The organism is Marinobacter pelagius, assembly GCF_003315345.1.
GTDB lineage: Bacteria > Pseudomonadota > Gammaproteobacteria > Pseudomonadales > Oleiphilaceae > Marinobacter > Marinobacter pelagius_A.
In genome coordinates, this window is record NZ_QNRO01000006.1 from 23,856 (window position 1) to 40,728 (window position 16,873).

Sequence of the window (16,873 nt, forward strand, 5' to 3'; positions counted from 1 at the left end):
GACCAATGTCCGCTTTAGCCGGCCTTTATGCACTGCTATCTTTGTCCCAAATTCTGGTTTTGGCGGCCCGCCGGGTCGTCAGGCAAATCAAAATGATGGAACATCATGAACCCTAATTACCTGGATTTTGAACAGCCGATCGCCGACCTGGAAGCCAAGATTGAAGAGCTTCGCATGGTCGGCAACGACACCGACATCAACATCACCGATGAGATCAGCCGCCTCAAGAAGAAGAGCGTCAGTCTCACGGAGAGCATCTTCTCGCACCTGCAGCCCTGGGATATTGCCCGGCTGGCTCGGCACCCGCGCCGGCCGTACACGTTCGATTACATCGAGATGATTTTCGATGATTTCGACGAGCTGCACGGGGATCGCCGTTACGCGGATGACCAGGCCATTGTCGGCGGTACCGCACGCTTGGGCGACAAGCCGGTCATGGTCATCGGCCATCAGAAGGGCCGTGAAGTCAGAGACAAGGTCAAGCGCAACTTCGGCATGCCCCGCCCGGAGGGTTACCGCAAGGCCTTGCGGTTGATGGAAATGGCCGAGCGTTTCAAGATGCCCATCCTGACCTTCATTGACACGCCGGGTGCCTATCCCGGCATCGGTGCCGAGGAGCGTGGCCAGAGTGAGGCGATTGCCTTCAACCTCGCCGTGATGTCCCGCCTGAAAACCCCGATCATCTCCACGGTGATTGGCGAGGGTGGTTCCGGTGGCGCCCTGGCAATTGGCGTCTGTGACCAGCTGAACATGCTTCAGTATTCCACCTACGCGGTGATTTCACCGGAAGGTTGTGCCTCCATCCTCTGGAAGAGCGCGGAATATGCGGCTCAGGCTGCCGAGGCCATGGGTGTGACGGCAGACCGGCTCAAGGATCTCGGGCTGGCGGACAATGTTATTCCCGAGCCGCTGGGCGGTGCGCACCGGAATCCGGAAAAGATGGCGGAATCCCTCCGCGAGACTCTTACCAAGGGCGTGACGGAACTTTCCCGTCTGCCGCTGGACGAGCTGGTATCCCGTCGCTACGAGCGGCTGACCCGCTATGACAACGGGCGCTAAGCCCCTCCCTGGTTTTCCCTGGCCGGAGGCACTCTGCGCTCCGGTCAGGTCACTCCCCGCGCACAACAGACTCTGGGTCGCCTTCAGTGGCGGTCTGGATTCCACGCTGCTACTGTACTTGGCAGCCCGCTGTTTTCCCGGCAGTCCCGATCTTCGCGCCATTCACATCAATCACCAGTTACAGGCCAATTCGGAACAATCCGAGCAGTTCTGCCGTCGAACCTGTGAGGCTCTGGGCATTGAACTGCTCGTGCGCCGGGTGGATGTCCGGGCAGAGACAGCCGAGGGCAGCGCCGGTGGCATCGAGGAGGCTGCCCGCCATGCCCGCTACGCCGTGTTCGAGGAGATCCTGGAAGCCGGTGATTTGCTGCTGATGGCCCATCACGCCGACGACCAGGCCGAGACGGTATTGTTCAGGATGCTCCGTGGCACCGGTGTCCGGGGGCTGGCGGGTATGCCCCGTGAGCGGGCGCTGGGAGCAGGGCGACTGGTGCGCCCACTGCTCGGGTTCGACCGTGCACAGTTGTCCCAATGGGCCAATGAGGCCGGTCTGGAGTGGGTGGAGGATCCGAGTAATGTCGATGAGCGTTTCGACCGGAACTTCCTCAGGCACAGAATCCTGCCCGAACTCAAAGAGCGCTGGCCCGGCCTGAATGTCAGGCTCAGGCATACCGCAGCTGCCTGTGCCGAACAGGTGGCCCTGACCGAGCGGCTGGCGGAGATCCAGTGGCGCGACTGTTCGCCCGATGGCCGGCATCCGTGTACCAAACGCCTGAACCAGTTGCCACTCCCGGAACAGAAAAACCTGATGCGCTGGTGGATCCGGACTTCCGGTTACGAGCTGCCGTCGATACAGGACTGGGGGCAGGTGATCTCCGATCTGATCCATGCCCGGGAAGACGGTGAGCCGGAACTGCTTGGTGCGGGCTTTGCCATCCGGCGTTTCCGGGGCCGGCTGTATCTGGTTCCCGACCGGTCAGAACCGGAAACTACAAACGCAGAACTCCGGCCCGAACAACCCCTCTGCTGGGGAAGCTGGCGTATCCGGCTGCTTCCTGCTGAAGGCCAGAAACAGCCACCGCCGGCAATACGGGTATCTACGAGGCGAGGGGGTGAGCGTTTCCGTCCGGTACCGGACGGGCCCGGAAAACGGGTCAAGAAATGGTTGCAGGAGCAGGGGATTCCACCCTGGGAGAGGCCAGGTATTCCGCTGGTTTTCAGCCAGGATGGCGAGGAGGAAACCCTGATCGCAATTGGCGATTTGTGGTGTTCTGGACAATACTCGGGAGGCGCCCCTGCCGCCGGCTGGAGGCTGATTGTGGAGCGGGATTGTGATTGAGTAGAGGGGGGCTTTCTGGTAGTCTGGCGTCCCATCTTGAGATGAACAATCTCCCTCCTTCACCGAACCAGACAATCACGGAATCTGCATGACGCGTTATATTTTCGTCACCGGCGGTGTCGTGTCCTCCTTGGGGAAAGGTATTGCGTCTGCCTCCCTGGCAGCCATCCTCGAGGCACGCGGCCTGAAGGTCACCATTCTCAAGCTGGACCCCTACATCAACGTAGACCCCGGCACCATGAGCCCGTTCCAGCACGGTGAAGTTTTTGTCACCGAAGATGGCGCGGAAACCGACCTGGACCTTGGCCACTACGAGCGCTTTATCCGCACCCGGATGAGCCGCCGTAACAACTTCACCACCGGTCGCGTCTACGAGGAAGTGATCCGCAAGGAACGCCGTGGCGACTACCTGGGCGGTACCGTGCAGGTCATTCCGCACATCACCGACGAGATCAAGCGTCGGGTGGTGGAAGGCGCCGCAGGCGTGGATGTGGCGTTGATCGAGATCGGTGGCACCGTGGGTGATATCGAATCCCTGCCGTTCCTGGAGGCCTGCCGTCAGCTGAAGGTTGAGGTGGGTCCTCAGCGCGCCCTGTTCATGCACCTGACCCTGGTTCCGTATATCGCTACTGCCGGCGAGATCAAGACCAAGCCGACCCAGCACTCCGTCAAGGAAATGCGCTCCATCGGTTTGCAGCCGGACATCCTGCTGTGCCGTTCCGAGCACGAGGTCGATGCCAGCTCCCGTCGCAAGATTGCATTGTTCACCAACGTGGAAGAGCGCGCAGTCATTCCGCTCCAGGATGCCAAGTCCATCTATGCCATCCCGCGCATGCTGCACGAGCATGGACTGGACCAGCTGGTGATCGAGCGTTTCGGTCTGGATGCGCGGGCCGCAGACCTGGGCGAGTGGGACAGCGTGGTCGAAGCACTGATGCATCCGGAGCAGGAAGTGACCATTGCCATGGTCGGCAAGTACATGGAGCTGCTGGATGCCTACAAGTCGCTGATCGAGTCCTTGCTGCACGCCGGTATCAAAACGCGCACCAAGGTAAACATCAACTACATCGATTCCGAAGACATCGAGCGGGACGGCACACGAGTGCTGGAAGCTGCCGATGCCATCCTGGTACCCGGTGGCTTCGGCGAGCGCGGTGTTGAAGGCAAGATCCGCACCGTACAGTATGCCCGCGAGAACAAGGTTCCCTACCTGGGTATCTGCCTCGGCATGCAGGTCGCCGTGATTGAATACGCTCGCAACGTTGCCGGCCTGAAGGATGCCCACAGTACCGAATTCCGTACCCATACTCCGGAGCCGGTGGTTGGTCTGATTACCGAATGGCTGGATGCCACCGGTGAGCGCGAAGAGCGCACCGAGGAATCCGATCTGGGTGGCACCATGCGTCTGGGTGCCCAGGACTGCGTTCTGACCGAAGGTTCCACCATCGCCAATTGCTACGGCAAGAAGACCATCCGCGAGCGCCATCGTCACCGCTATGAGGTGAACAACCATTTCCTGCCTGCGCTTGAGGGTGCTGGCCTTCAGGTCTCCGGTCGCTCCAGCGACGGCAAGCTGGTGGAAGTGGTGGAGGCGCCGGATCACCCGTGGTTCGTGGCCTGCCAGTTCCACCCGGAATTTACCTCCACACCCCGGGACGGCCACCCGCTGTTCAAGGGCTTTGTTGAAGCGGCTCTGGCGCACAAGAAGGAGTCCTGAGTATGGCGCAGAGCACGGTAAACGTCTCGGGCATTGAAGTCGCCAATGACAAGCCGTTCGTGCTGTTTGGTGGCATGAACGTGCTCGAGTCCCGGGAGCTTGCCTTCGAGGTGGCTGAAAAGTATGTGGATGTCTGTGGTCGCCTCGGCATCCCTTACGTGTTCAAAGCCTCTTTCGACAAGGCTAACCGCTCGTCCGTGCACTCGTTCCGTGGCCCCGGTCTTGAGAAGGGGCTTCAGATCCTGGCGGACATCAAGAGCAAGCTCGGCATCCCGATTATTTCCGATGTTCACGAGCCGGCGCAGGCAGCCCCAGCGGCGGAAGTCTGTGACATCATCCAGCTGCCCGCATTCCTGAGTCGCCAGACCGATCTGGTGGTCGCTATGGCCGAGACCGGCGCGGTGATCAACGTCAAGAAGGCCCAGTTCCTGGCGCCCCAGGAGATGAAGCACATCATCACCAAGTGCGAGGAAGCCGGCAATGACAAGGTGATCCTGTGCGAGCGGGGTAGCAGCTTCGGTTACAACAACCTGGTGGTGGACATGCTGGGCTTCGGCATCATGAAGGCCATGAATGTGCCTGTGATGTTCGATGTGACCCACTCGTTACAGATGCCAGGAGGTCGCGCCGATTCGGCCGGAGGCCGACGTGCCCAGGTTACCGACCTGGCACTGGCGGGTATGTCCCAGGGCCTGGCCGGTCTGTTCCTGGAGGCACATCCGGATCCCGATCAGGCCAAGTGCGATGGACCCTGCGCCTTGCGGCTCAGCCAGCTGGAGCCCTTCCTGCAGAGGGTCAAAGCCGTGGATGACCTGGTGAAAAGTTTTAAACCTATCGACACCGCCTGATTGGCGGTGTTTGTTTTGTTTGGGAGTACGAGCAGGTGGGGGATGGCTTTCCGAAACACGCTCCTTGCGGCACATCCATGTGACGCTTGGGCTCCGCCATCCCTGGCTCCGCACAGTTTCGGAAAGCCATCCCCCACCTGCTCTATGCCCAGCTACACGTTAGAACCGTTTAGAAATCGAAAACCTGGAGAATCAGTCGAATGACCAAGATTGCTAACATCAAGGGCCGCGAGGTTCTGGATTCCCGTGGTAACCCCACTGTCGAAGCGGACGTTATCCTCGAGGATGGAGCCATCGGAAGTGCATGTGCGCCTTCCGGTGCGTCTACCGGTTCCCGGGAAGCTCTGGAACTGCGTGATGGTGACAAGTCCCGGTACCTTGGCAAAGGTGTTTTGAAGGCGGTTGAAGCCGTGAATGGCAAGATCCGTGACGCGCTCGTTGGCAAAGATGCGGCTGACCAGCGTGGTCTGGACAACATCATGCTGGAACTGGACGGCACCGAGAACAAGGCGAATCTGGGCGCCAACGCCATTCTGGCGGTCTCTCTGGCAGCGGCCAAGGCTGCGGCGATCTCTCTGGGTAAGCCGCTGTATGCGCACATCGCGGACATCAACGGTACCTCTGGCCAGTTCTCCATGCCGGTTCCGATGATGAACATCCTCAACGGTGGCGAACACGCCGATAACAACGTTGATATCCAGGAGTTCATGGTTCAACCGGTTTCTGCCAAGACGTTTTCCGAAGCCCTTCGTGTCGGCGCGGAGATCTTCCATAGTCTGAAGAAAGTTCTGCAGGCACAGGGTCTGAACACCGCTGTCGGTGATGAAGGTGGTTTTGCCCCGAACCTGCCGTCCAATGAGGCAGCACTGGCTGTGATCAAGGAAGCGGTAGAAAAGGCGGGCTACAAACTGGGTACCGATGTGACCCTCGCCCTGGACTGTGCTTCTTCCGAGTTCTACAAGGATGGCCAGTATCAGCTCTCCGGCGAAGGCAAGAGCTTCGATTCCGAAGGGTTTGCCGATTACCTGGCAGGCCTGTGTGAGCGTTACCCCATCGTTTCCATCGAGGATGGCATGGACGAGAGCGACTGGGATGGCTGGAAGGTGCTGACCGAGAAGCTGGGCAGCAAGGTGCAGTTGGTAGGCGATGATCTGTTCGTGACCAACACCAAAATCCTGAAGCAGGGTATCGACAAGGGCATTGGCAACTCCATCCTGATCAAGTTCAACCAGATCGGCAGCCTGTCCGAGACCCTGGATGCCATCAAGATGGCCCAGGATGCTGGTTATACAGCGGTTATTTCCCACCGTTCCGGTGAGACCGAGGACACCACCATCGCGGATCTGGCGGTTGCCACTTGCGCCGGCCAGATCAAGACCGGTTCCCTGTGCCGTTCCGACCGGGTTGCCAAGTACAACCAGCTGCTGCGCATTGAAGAGGCTCTGGATGGCAAGGCGCCGTACCGTGGTCTGAGCGAGATCAAGGGTCAGGGCTGAGGTCCGGCGGTAAAAATTAACTTGCCGGTGACCATCGGCAGGTAACAAAATGTTAAGGCCATCGCGTTCTGGATGAAAGTTCAGACACGATGGCCTTTTTGTACAACCAGTTAGAAGAATTTGTTGTTAATCTACTCTAAGGTCTATACTCATTAGCCAGTGTTGATTTTTTGAACGGTTATTTCTCCGACGGAATTGGAATGAAGACGCTTTGGGCCATCATGGTTGTGTTGATTCTCCTGCTGCAGGTGCGCCTGTGGGTCGGGGAGGGCAGCTTTGCACAGGTGTGGTCCCTGGAGCAGTCGATTGCCGAGCAGCGTGCGGAGAATGCCGATCTGGCGGCTCGTAATGATCGTCTCTATGCGGAGGTGCGGAACCTGCGTAGTGAGCAGGGGGCGTTGGAAGAGCGGGCGAGGATGAACCTTGGGTTGATTCGCGAGGACGAGACTTTCTTCCTGGTTGTCGAGAATTGACCTGTGAGCGCAGAGCGGCGGGGGCGTCCTTTCCGGGAAACGCTACGAGCACATCCATGTGCGCTTGACTGTGGCCATCCATGGCCACAGACATTCCCGGAAAGGACGCCCCCGCCGCTCTCCAGACCACGTGCAAGAACCTCATGACTAACCCCCAGTACTGGCTAATTGTCCCGGCAGCCGGCATCGGCAAACGCATGAAGTCGGAAGTGCCGAAACAATATCTGACGCTGTCCAACCGCTTTATTCTCGATATCACTCTTTCCCGCCTACTTGATAATGCCGATTTTTCTGGCTGTATGGTTCCCCTGAGCCCCCAGGACCACTGGTGGCCGGATACAGAGGCGGTCAAGGATGACCAGATCCAGACCTGCACCGGTGGCAAGGAACGTGCAGACTCCGTGCTTTCGGCGCTCCATGCATTGAAAGAACAGGCGAGCGAGAGTGACTGGGTGCTGGTGCATGACGCCGCCCGACCCTGTGTTCACCCCGATGATCTGGCAAACCTGATTGATACCCTTTCCGGGCACCCGGTTGGTGGGCTGTTGGCGTCTCCGGTGGCCGATACGCTCAAGCACGCCGGTGATGGTCAGCCGCCGGAGGTGGAGGCGACGGTGGATCGTAGCCGGCTGTGGCGGGCGTTAACGCCGCAGATGTTCCGGTTCGGGGCGCTGACCCGGGCACTGGAGGCGTGTCTTGATGCCGGGCATGGGGTGACGGATGAGTCCTCTGCCATGGAATTTTCCGGTAACATGCCGGTTCTGGTGGAAGGGCGACCTGATAATATCAAGATTACGGTTCCGTCAGATCTGGCACTGGCCGGTTTTATCCTGAGCCGGTTGTAACCGGTTCCGCCCGAAATTCCTTTCAACGTTCCGGAGAGCAGCATGCGGATTGGTCAGGGCTTTGATGTCCATGCCTTTTGCGAAGGTGATTCCGTCATTCTTGGTGGTGTCGAGATTCCTCACAGTCAGGGCCTGAAAGCACATTCTGATGGGGATGTGTTGCTCCATGCCCTGGCGGATGCGCTGCTCGGGGCCGTTGCCCTGGGGGATATCGGCCATCTGTTTCCGGATACCAGTGACGAGTGGGCGGGTGCGGACAGCCGGGATCTGCTGCGCCGGGTGATGGCCCGGGTGCGTGACGAGGGCTACGAGGTGGTGAACGTGGACAGTACGATCATTGCCCAGGCGCCGAAGATGGCACCCCATGTCGACGCCATGCGCCTGAACATTGCCGAGGATCTGGGGATTGCCGCGAACCGGGTGAGCGTCAAGGCGACAACCACGGAGAAGCTGGGTTTTACCGGGCGCGGTGAGGGGATTGCCTGTCAGGCAATTTGTCTACTTGAGCCGGTGAGCATGTGAGCAATCAAAACACCACAGGCCATCAATGGCGCCTGGACTGGCCAACCAGTCACGGTCGGGTCGCGAGGGCTCAGCTTAAGAGTGTTCCCGAGGATTTCAGGGTCGAGGAAGTCCTCACTGTTTCTGATCTGATTCCCGGAGAAGGTGAGCACCTGTGTCTCTGCCTCGAGAAGACGGGCGATAACACCGAGTTTGTGGCCAGGCAGTTGGCTCGGATGGCCGGTTGTCGCGGTTTTGATGTCGGGTTCTGTGGTCTGAAGGATCGCCATGCGGTGACGACCCAGTGGTTCAGTCTCTACCGGCCGGGTATGGAAGCCTCGGATGATTACTTTATCCGGGAGGTGGACGGGCACTGGCGCGTGCTGGCGTCGGCACGGGCACCCCGGAAATTGCGGCGGGGTGAGCATTCGGCTAACCGCTTTGCCATCGTGCTGAGAAATGTCGAAGGTTCGAAGGCGGAGATTGACGAGGCATTGGATCGCCTCGGGGAGCAGGGCGCACCCAATTACTTCGGGCCGCAGCGCTTTGGCCATGATGGTGGCAACCTTGACCGGGCCCTGAAGATGGATCCCTCGCAGCTGAATCGCCGGAAAGGTCGCGCAAAACGTGGCTCCCGAGGTGGCAGGGACGGGTCGAAAAACGTATTGTACTTTTCGGCGGCGAGATCCTGGTTGTTCAACGAGGTGCTTGCTACGCGGGTATCGGATGGTAGCTGGAACACCTGCCTGTCGGGAGAGCCAGCAGAAAGCGCTGCCGGGCCCACGGGGCCGATGTGGGGCGATGGCGGGACCACTGCAACCGATGGTCAGGAAGCCGTGGAGCGGGATGTGGTCGGTAAGTGGCCGGAGCTTGAACGGTTGTTTGCTGCCACGCGGATGCAGCCGGAGCGCCGGCCACTGGTTGTTCAGCCGCAGGAGCTGGACTGGGAGTGGCAGGGCGGAGATACCCTCTTCATTTGTTTTGTTTTGCCGCCTGGCCAGTATGCCACCACCGTGCTGGGCGATATTTTCGAGCTGGAGGACATGAGCCTCGGCCGTCATAACGAATAAAAAGTGCTAGCGGAGAACACTGTGCGAATTCTGTTATCGAATGATGATGGTGTGCATTCGCCGGGGCTTGTTGCCCTCTATGAGGGGCTTCAGGGCCTGGGAGATCTTGAAGTCGTGGCCCCGGACCGGGACCACAGTGGTGCCAGTAACGCACTGACCCTTAACCGGCCGCTCACCGTTGAGGAACACCCGAACGGTTTCCATTCCGTGGATGGCACGCCTACCGACTGCGTGCACCTGGCGGTGAACGGTCTGTTCGAGGAACCGTTCGATCGGGTGGTTTCGGGTATCAACACCCATGCCAATCTGGGCGATGACATCATCTATTCCGGCACGGTGGCTGCCGCTACCGAAGGACGTCACCTGGGACTGCCGGCGATTGCGGTGTCCCTGGTGAACGACGGCCATTTCCATTACGAGACCGCCGCGCGGGTTGTGCGCATGCTGCTGGAGCAGGACCGTCCACTCCAGCTTGGTCCCCGATCGATCCTGAATGTGAACGTGCCAGATCTGCCCTGGGAGCAGCTAGCGGGTATTCGTGTCACCCGTCTCGGCCATCGGGAACGTGCCGAAGGCGCCGTGCCCATGACCTGTCCGAGGGGCAAGCAGCGATACTGGATCGGAGCCGCCGGAGAGGGCGGCGATGCCGGTCCCGGAACGGATTTCCATGCCGTCCGTGAGGGCTATGTCTCGATCACGCCGGTTCACATTGATATGACCCGCCACGAGGCACTGGTGCCGCTGCGGGATTGGGTTGAGGAACTGGCGTTCGACGGAGGGCAGTCTTCATGAGTGCACAGCTCCAGGGAATTGGAATGACCTCCCGACGTACCCGGATGCGCCTGGTCCAGCGGCTGCGTGAATCCGGGATCGACTCTGACAGGGTGTTGGAGATCATCGGTGAGGTACCCCGCCATATCTTCCTTGATGAGGCACTGGCCCATCGGGCTTACGAGGACACCTCGCTTCCCATCGGCTATGGGCAAACCCTTTCCCAGCCCTACATTGTCGCCCGCATGACCGAGATCCTGCATCACCACGGACCGGCTCGTATCCTGGAGCTGGGGACCGGTTCCGGTTACCAGACAGCGGTGCTGTCGCAGCTGTTCGAGGAAGTGTATAGCGTGGAGCGAATCAAGCCTTTACAGGATCGCGCGCGGGACCGGTTGCGGCAGCTGGGCGTGCGCAATGTCCTGCTCAAGCACGCCGATGGTGGCATGGGATGGCCGGACCGGGGGCCGTTTGACGGTATTATCGTGACTGCGGCACCGGGCGACGTGCCGAAGGAATTGCTGGCCCAGCTGGCGGACAACGGGGTGTTGATCGCCCCGGTCGGAGAGGAGACACAGGTGTTGGTGGAAGTGGTACGCCGTGGCGAACATTTTGAGCGGCGGGAGCTTGAGCCCGTGCATTTCGTGCCCCTGCTTGGGGGAGTGATCCGGTGAGCGAATCGAACGACGGATCGAACGGAGCCGTGCCTGAAGTTCAGAGAAACCAGCATCCCGCTGCCGTTTTCCTGCGCGGCATGGCCATGGGCGCAGCCGATATCGTTCCGGGCGTGTCGGGTGGCACCATTGCATTTATCACCGGCATCTATTTCCGGCTGCTGGAAGCCATCAATGCCGTCCCGGTTGCTGTTTTTCGTGACCTGATCAAGGGACGGTTCCGGGCCTTCTGGGTGGCCTGTGACGGCACGTTTCTGGTCTGCCTGCTTGCGGGCATCCTGTCCAGCATAGTCACCCTGGCCTCGGCCATCAGCTTCGCCCTGGCCAACTATCCGATTCTGATCTGGAGCTTTTTCTTCGGGCTGATCGTGGCGTCTGTCTGGCACGTCGGCCGACAGGTGCGCCGATACCGTGTGTCCCTGTTGGTGCCGTTGATTGCAGGCATTGCGGTGGCCTGGTGGATTACCACCCTGTCCGGGGGGCAGCTCTCTCCGTCAGCCCTGGCATTTTTCGGTTCCGGCGCCCTGGCAATCTGCGCCATGATCCTGCCGGGGATTTCCGGGAGTTTCATCCTGGTGATTATCGGTATGTATGCGCCGGTTCTGGCCGCCATCAAGGCGGCGGATCTGAGCGTTCTGGTGTTGTTTATGGCCGGGTGCCTGGTCGGGCTGCTGTCGATCGCACGGCTGATAACCTGGGCCTTCCATCATTTTCACGACATGGTGCTGGCGCTGTTGACCGGTTTCATGATCGGGGCTCTGAACAAGGTCTGGCCCTGGAAGGAGGTTCTCAGCTGGCGCACCAACAGTTCGGGAGAGCAGGTGCCCCTGAACGAGGTCAGTATTGCTCCGGCGACTTTTGAACAGCTGGCCGGGCAGGATCCCCAGGTGCCCATGGCGCTGTTGATGGCTTTGGCCGGGTTGCTTTTGGTGCTGGCAATTGAATGGATCGGAAATCGAAAAGTGTTACCTGACGCACAGAATCAGTGTTCCCCAAGGTAACAAAGACGACCGGCACGTAACTTGGATTGCCTCTGGAAATATGCAATAAATTAGCGAGTTACTATAAAAACTTTAGAATCTGGATTGATCCTTCGGTATTTTTAGACGGATTTTTCATAACTGGGGCAATTTTATTCCTGTGAGATTTTTGCGTGGGCTCGTCAATGCCGCCCGGTCGGCCTTCCCGCGGTTCCACCCAGGTGCCATGCCCCAGCCTCGTTTCCTTAAAATGCTCCTGGTCGCACTGGGCGTGGTTGCGCTCACGGCCTGCAACACTTCGGCAATCTACCAGGACGATCTCTACAACCCGCCCGTGTACTGGGGACGACATGTCGTTCAGCCCGGTGAAACCCTCTACCGGATTGCCTGGCAATATGGCCGCGATTACCGGGAACTCGGCAGCGCCAATGGCATCGGACCTCCCTGGACCATCAAGCCCGGCCAGGTCCTTCGTCTGGACCTTCGCGGAACTGTCACATCTTCGAGCCAGAATAGTCAGAAACAGAGGGTTGCTGCGACTCCGTCCAGGGCTGCGCCTCCGACGCCGACACCTGAATCGGCCCCCAGGCCGAAAGTTACCAGGCCGGCAGCAGCCGGTGACTCCCTGGACAAACGTTCGCAGACCGTGGCCAGTGTCAGCTGGCGCTGGCCACACGCTGGCACCGTAATTGCAGGATATTCAACATCCGGAAAAGTCAATAAAGGTATTGATATTGCCGGAAAAGCCGGTGATGCTGTGAAAGCGGCGGCCAGGGGAAATGTGGTCTACGCCGGTAACGGGTTGCTTGGTTACGGCAACCTCATTATCGTGAATCACAACGAGCACTATTTGAGTGCTTACGCCCACAACCGGAAGATTCTGGTGCAGGAAGGGGAGGACGTTAACGCCGGACAGGTGATCGCAGAGCTCGGGAGCAGCGGTGCGGAACGACCCATGTTGCATTTTGAAATCCGGAAGAATGGCAACCCCGTCGATCCACTCCATTACCTGCCACCCCGCTAGCCCTCACGCAAGCAGCCAGGATCGCTGTTGCAAACCTGAAGCCCGGCACTGACAGAAACCGCGTACGACAAAACAACAAGAATGATCCGGCCTGATTTTGGCCAAACAACAAATGTCCTGAATAAAACGAAGACGAATGAAGCAGAGTCCGGGATAAGAAGAAGTATCGGACCTTCCACAGGATTATTGAGAGGCGGGGCAAGAAACATGTCAGCAGAGCAAGAAGACATCATTGTTGATCGTGTCGAGGATCTGGACGATTCCGAGGATCAGGTGCTAGCAGAAGACAAAGTTGAAAAGGAGTCGGCGGACAGCGCCGATGAAGAGGAAATCTCCACTCAGGGACGGTACTTCACCAGCCAGAAGCAGCTGGACGCAACCCAGCTTTATCTCAACGAAATCGGTTTTTCACCCCTCCTGACGCCGGAAGAGGAAGTCTACTTCGCCCGTCTCGCCCGCAAAGGCGAGGAGTCAGGTCGGAAGCGCATGATTGAAAGCAACTTGCGCCTGGTAGTCAAGATCGCCCGCCGGTACGTCAATCGAGGTCTTACCCTGCTTGATCTGATCGAAGAGGGTAACCTGGGCCTGATCCGTGCGGTCGAGAAGTTCGATCCGGAGCGCGGCTTCCGGTTCTCCACCTATGCCACCTGGTGGATCCGTCAGACTATTGAACGGGCCATCATGAACCAGACCCGGACGATCCGCCTGCCGATCCATGTGGTAAAGGAACTCAACCTGTACCTGCGTGCGGCCCGGGAGCTGACCCAGAAGCTGGATCATGAGCCTTCTGCGGAAGAAATCGCCCAGATGGTTGATAAGCCCGCGTCGGACGTGAAGCGCCTGCTGGGCCTCAATGAGCGGGTTGCCTCCATGGACACCCCGATCGGTGCTGGCGGTGAGAAATCCCTGCTGGATACTGTCGCAGACGAAGGCGCCTCGGATCCGGCGGACTTGCTGCAGGACAACAACATGTGTTCCTGCCTCGAGAAGTGGATTGACCAGCTCAGCGACAAGCAGCAGGAGGTGCTTTCCCGCCGCTTTGGTCTGCGCGGCTATCCGGTGAGTACCCTTGAGGAAGTCGGTCAGGAAATCGGGCTGACCCGCGAGCGGGTACGTCAGATCCAGGTGGAGGCGCTTCGTCGCCTTCGCGAAATCCTGGAAAAGGAAGGCCTCTCCGGTAATCTGCTGTTCCAGTAAGCTCCACCGACGTCAGTAATCGAAAAGCTGGCCAATGACCTTGGCCGGCTTTTCTGTTTTCATGCCTCGCAAATGAGAACCAGGTGGCGCTCTGCTGCCCGGGGTCGTTGTTAGAATGCGTTGACCGGGCAGGATAGGGTGTCGAGCTCCGGTGACGAATGAAAACGCATTGAATAATAACGATGGAAAAGGAAAGGACTATGAAGAAGGCTCTCTCATCAGGATTTGCATCCCTGATCCTCACAGCAATGTTATCCGGCCCTGCCTCGGCCCTGACCGTTGAAGGCGTCGATGTTCCCGAAACGTACCAGGCCATGGGCACCGAGCTTAAGCTCAATGGCGCCGGTACCCGTTCCAAGTGGTTCATGGACCTGTATGTGGGTGGTCTGTACGTTCCTGAGAGTATCAGTGACGGCGAGGCGGTGATCAACGCCGACGAACCCCAGGCCATTACCCTCCATATCATCTCGGGGATGATCACCAGCGAACGTATGACCGAAGCGACACTTGAGGGCTTCAAGGCCTCGACCGATGGCAACATGGCACCGGTTCAGGATGACATTGACCAGTTCATGGCCGTGTTCCAGGAAGAGATCAAGGAAGGCGATGTGTTTGATCTGGTTTACCTGCCGGGAGAGGGCGTTCGGGTCCTGAAGAATGGCGAACTTCGGGATACCGTGGGTGATCTGGCGTTCAAGAAGGCGTTGTTCGGAATCTGGCTGTCCGACAAGCCGGCCCAGGAAAACCTGAAAGAGCGGATGTTGGGTCAGCGCTGATCCTCAGCCGCTGAAATGGCATTAAAAAGCCGGCGTACCCGCCAGGGAGCGTCGGCTTTTCTGTTTCCGGAGCGGGGGATCAGAGGTAGTCCCGCTTCTGTTTGAACTCGCACAAATCCTCGATGATGCAGGCGCCACATTTGGGCTTGCGGGCGGTGCAGGTGTAACGGCCGTGGAGGATGAGCCAATGATGGGCATCCAGGAGGAATTCCTTCGGGACCAGGCGCAACAGTCGCTTTTCCACTTCCAGGACGTTTTTCCCCGGTGCAATTCCTGTGCGGTTCGATACCCGGAAAATATGGGTATCCACGGCCATGGCCATGTGACCGAAGGCGGTGTTGAGCACCACGTTCGCGGTCTTGCGTCCGACACCGGGCAGGGCCTCGAGATCCTCACGCTTCTCCGGGACCCGGCCGCCATGCTTTTCGATCAGGATCCTGCAGGTCTTGATGACGTTCTCGGCCTTGCTGTTGAACAGGCCAATGGTCTTGATGTATTCCTTGAGCCCGTCCACGCCCAGCGCCAGGATTGCCTCCGGGGTGTTGGCCACCGGGAATAGCTTGTCGGTGGCCTTGTTGACGCCCACGTCCGTAGCCTGAGCCGAGAGAATCACGGCAATCAGCAACTCGAACGGCGACGAGTAGTTCAGCTCCGTGGTCGGGTTGGGGTTGGCATCCCGCAGCCGGGTAAAGATTTCGATACGTTTTTGCTTGTTCATCCGTCAGCAGTACTGCTCTGGTGTGGATTCAGGAAACATTGCCAGTGACGCGGACACGCTTGCTGCCACTGGTTGCGGGTTCCGGCGCTGCGGCCTTGCGCCTGGCCTCGAGTTGACTGTCGATGCCGTTCTTCAGGGCGATCAGCAGTCCCAGGCCTACAAAAGCGCCGGGAGGAAGCACCATGAACAGCATGTCCGGATAGTTTTCGAACGGGCGGACCACCCAATCGGCGGCCATGGGTCCCAACAGCAGGTTCATGTCCGCAAACAGGGTGCCCTGGCCGATCAGTTCCCGCATTCCCCCCAGAACAATCAATACCGCAAGAAAACCCAGTCCCATCATGGTGCCATCAAGAACCGCCGCCCCCGGGCTGTTCTTGGAGGCAAAGGCGTCTGCCCGACCCAGGATCGTGCAGTTGGTGACGATCAGGGGAATGAAGATACCCAGAATCTGGTAAAGCTCGTAGGTGTAGGCCTGCATCAGCAACTCGGCACAGGTGACGAACGAGGCGATAATCATCACAAACGCGGGTAACCGCACCGACTCGCCCACGAAGTTGCGAATAAGCGAAACCGCCAGGTTCGAGCCCATGAGTACCATCAGTGTGGCCAGGCCAAGGCCAATGGCATTGACCACAGTGCTGGTTACCGCCAGCAGGGGGCACAAACCCAGGACCTGAACCAGCGCCGGGTTGTTGTTCCACAGCCCGTCACGGATGATTTCTGCGGAGGTCTTGCTTGCCATGATCAGGACGTCTCCTCAAGTCGGTTCAGGATTTCCCGCCGATGCTGGCGGAAGTATATCAGAGACTTCTGGACCGCCTTGACGACGGCGCGGGGGGTGATGGTGGCTCCGGTGAACTGGTCAAACACACCACCGTTCTTCTTCACGTTCCAGTTTCTCGGTTCCGGGTTATCGAGGGATCGCCCCTCGAAACTGTAGATCCAGTCGGACTTCTTGGTCTCGATGCGGTCACCGAGGCCCGGTGTCTCCTTGTGGCTCACTACGCGCACCCCAAGCACGGTTCCCTGCAGATCGATGCCGACCAGTAACCGGATGTTGCCGGAGTACCCGTCAGGGGCCACCACCGGCATGATGAAGCCCGTAGGTTCACCGTTTCTCCGGGCTACCCAGACGGTCACCGGGCCCTTGGTAGCAAGGCGGTCACTGGCCGGTAGCTGGACGGTATCGTTCAGCAGGTCGTTGTCATGCTGCGATTCCGGAATAATTTCAAACAGGGCCTTGGCCTCTGCCCGCGCGGCTTCTTCCTGGATGCGCTCCGCAGTGAGGGCCTGGGTCACGGCGATGGACCCGCCGGTGATGATGGCAAAGAGGCCCAGGCCGATGGCGCTGCGCCGAATGGATTGTGCCAGTGCAGCCATGT

General features: G+C 59.2%; 18 protein-coding genes. 15 read left to right on the forward strand and 3 right to left on the reverse strand.

Annotation, left to right across the window (positions count from 1 at the left end; all coding sequences use genetic code 11):
- The first annotated feature begins 105 nt into the window (after positions 1–105).
- From accA to DET50_RS07195, 15 genes are all read left to right on the forward strand, one after another.
- Positions 106–1,059 (forward strand): acetyl-CoA carboxylase carboxyl transferase subunit alpha, encoded by a 954-nt coding sequence (accA, locus tag DET50_RS07125; RefSeq protein ID WP_113862186.1) that lies wholly within the window; start codon positions 106–108, stop codon positions 1,057–1,059.
- A complete protein-coding gene (gene tilS, locus DET50_RS07130; RefSeq protein WP_113862187.1) occupies positions 1,043–2,398 on the forward strand; it encodes a tRNA lysidine(34) synthetase TilS in 1,356 nt (451 codons plus the stop codon). Before accA ends, tilS begins: the two co-directional genes overlap by 17 nt.
- Before the next feature lie 88 nt (positions 2,399–2,486).
- Positions 2,487–4,115, forward strand: a complete 1,629-nt coding sequence (locus DET50_RS07135; RefSeq protein WP_113862188.1) for a CTP synthase — start codon at positions 2,487–2,489, stop codon at positions 4,113–4,115.
- 2 nt (positions 4,116–4,117) lie between these two features.
- A complete protein-coding gene (kdsA, locus tag DET50_RS07140) occupies positions 4,118–4,963 on the forward strand; it encodes a 3-deoxy-8-phosphooctulonate synthase (RefSeq protein ID WP_113862189.1) in 846 nt (281 codons plus the stop codon).
- A 200-nt stretch (positions 4,964–5,163) separates the two neighbouring features.
- Positions 5,164–6,459, forward strand: a complete 1,296-nt coding sequence (gene eno / locus DET50_RS07145) for a phosphopyruvate hydratase (RefSeq protein WP_113862190.1) — start codon at positions 5,164–5,166, stop codon at positions 6,457–6,459.
- Between the two features lie 200 nt (positions 6,460–6,659).
- Entirely contained in the window at positions 6,660–6,932 is a 273-nt protein-coding gene (locus DET50_RS07150; RefSeq protein WP_113862191.1) for a septum formation initiator family protein, read from the forward strand.
- Between the two features lie 143 nt (positions 6,933–7,075).
- Positions 7,076–7,777, forward strand: a complete 702-nt coding sequence (gene ispD, locus DET50_RS07155; RefSeq protein ID WP_113862192.1) for a 2-C-methyl-D-erythritol 4-phosphate cytidylyltransferase — start codon at positions 7,076–7,078, stop codon at positions 7,775–7,777.
- Positions 7,778–7,819: 42 nt separating this feature from the next.
- Positions 7,820–8,299, forward strand: coding sequence for a 2-C-methyl-D-erythritol 2,4-cyclodiphosphate synthase (ispF, locus tag DET50_RS07160; protein ID WP_113862193.1), 480 nt, complete (start codon positions 7,820–7,822; stop codon positions 8,297–8,299).
- Positions 8,296–9,348 carry a tRNA pseudouridine(13) synthase TruD gene (truD, locus tag DET50_RS07165; RefSeq protein WP_113862194.1) on the forward strand — a complete coding sequence of 351 codons (1,053 nt, stop codon included), beginning with the start codon at positions 8,296–8,298 and terminating at the stop codon, positions 9,346–9,348. Before ispF ends, truD begins: the two co-directional genes overlap by 4 nt.
- A gap of 21 nt (positions 9,349–9,369) precedes the next feature.
- On the forward strand, positions 9,370–10,140 hold the full coding sequence (gene surE / locus DET50_RS07170; RefSeq protein ID WP_113862195.1) for a 5'/3'-nucleotidase SurE: 771 nt from the start codon (positions 9,370–9,372) through the stop codon (positions 10,138–10,140).
- A complete protein-coding gene (locus tag DET50_RS07175) occupies positions 10,137–10,793 on the forward strand; it encodes a protein-L-isoaspartate(D-aspartate) O-methyltransferase (RefSeq protein WP_113862196.1) in 657 nt (218 codons plus the stop codon). The genes surE and DET50_RS07175 overlap by 4 nt, the downstream gene beginning before the upstream one ends.
- A gap of 29 nt (positions 10,794–10,822) precedes the next feature.
- Positions 10,823–11,794 carry a polyprenyl-phosphate transporter gene (locus DET50_RS07180; RefSeq protein ID WP_473741714.1) on the forward strand — a complete coding sequence of 324 codons (972 nt, stop codon included), beginning with the start codon at positions 10,823–10,825 and terminating at the stop codon, positions 11,792–11,794.
- Positions 11,795–11,999: 205 nt separating this feature from the next.
- Positions 12,000–12,797, forward strand: coding sequence for a peptidoglycan DD-metalloendopeptidase family protein (locus DET50_RS07185; protein ID WP_181799945.1), 798 nt, complete (start codon positions 12,000–12,002; stop codon positions 12,795–12,797).
- Positions 12,798–13,004: 207 nt separating this feature from the next.
- The gene (gene rpoS, locus DET50_RS07190; RefSeq protein ID WP_092003015.1) at positions 13,005–13,994 is read left to right on the forward strand and encodes an RNA polymerase sigma factor RpoS; all 990 of its coding nucleotides are present in this window, start codon (positions 13,005–13,007) and stop codon (positions 13,992–13,994) included.
- 200 nt (positions 13,995–14,194) lie between these two features.
- The gene (locus DET50_RS07195; protein WP_113862197.1) at positions 14,195–14,770 is read left to right on the forward strand and encodes a chalcone isomerase family protein; all 576 of its coding nucleotides are present in this window, start codon (positions 14,195–14,197) and stop codon (positions 14,768–14,770) included.
- 79 nt (positions 14,771–14,849) lie between these two features.
- Here DET50_RS07195 and nth read toward each other — a convergent pair whose 3' ends face one another.
- Genes nth through rsxG form a run of 3 tightly spaced genes read right to left on the reverse strand, consistent with a single transcriptional unit; the run spans position 14,850 to position 16,871 of the window.
- Positions 14,850–15,488 (reverse strand): endonuclease III, encoded by a 639-nt coding sequence (nth, locus tag DET50_RS07200; RefSeq protein ID WP_113862198.1) that lies wholly within the window; start codon positions 15,486–15,488, stop codon positions 14,850–14,852.
- A 28-nt stretch (positions 15,489–15,516) separates the two neighbouring features.
- Positions 15,517–16,233 (reverse strand): electron transport complex subunit E, encoded by a 717-nt coding sequence (locus DET50_RS07205; protein ID WP_113862199.1) that lies wholly within the window; start codon positions 16,231–16,233, stop codon positions 15,517–15,519.
- 2 nt (positions 16,234–16,235) lie between these two features.
- A complete protein-coding gene (rsxG, locus tag DET50_RS07210) occupies positions 16,236–16,871 on the reverse strand; it encodes an electron transport complex subunit RsxG (protein WP_113862200.1) in 636 nt (211 codons plus the stop codon).
- Between the last annotated feature and the right edge of the window lie 2 nt (positions 16,872–16,873).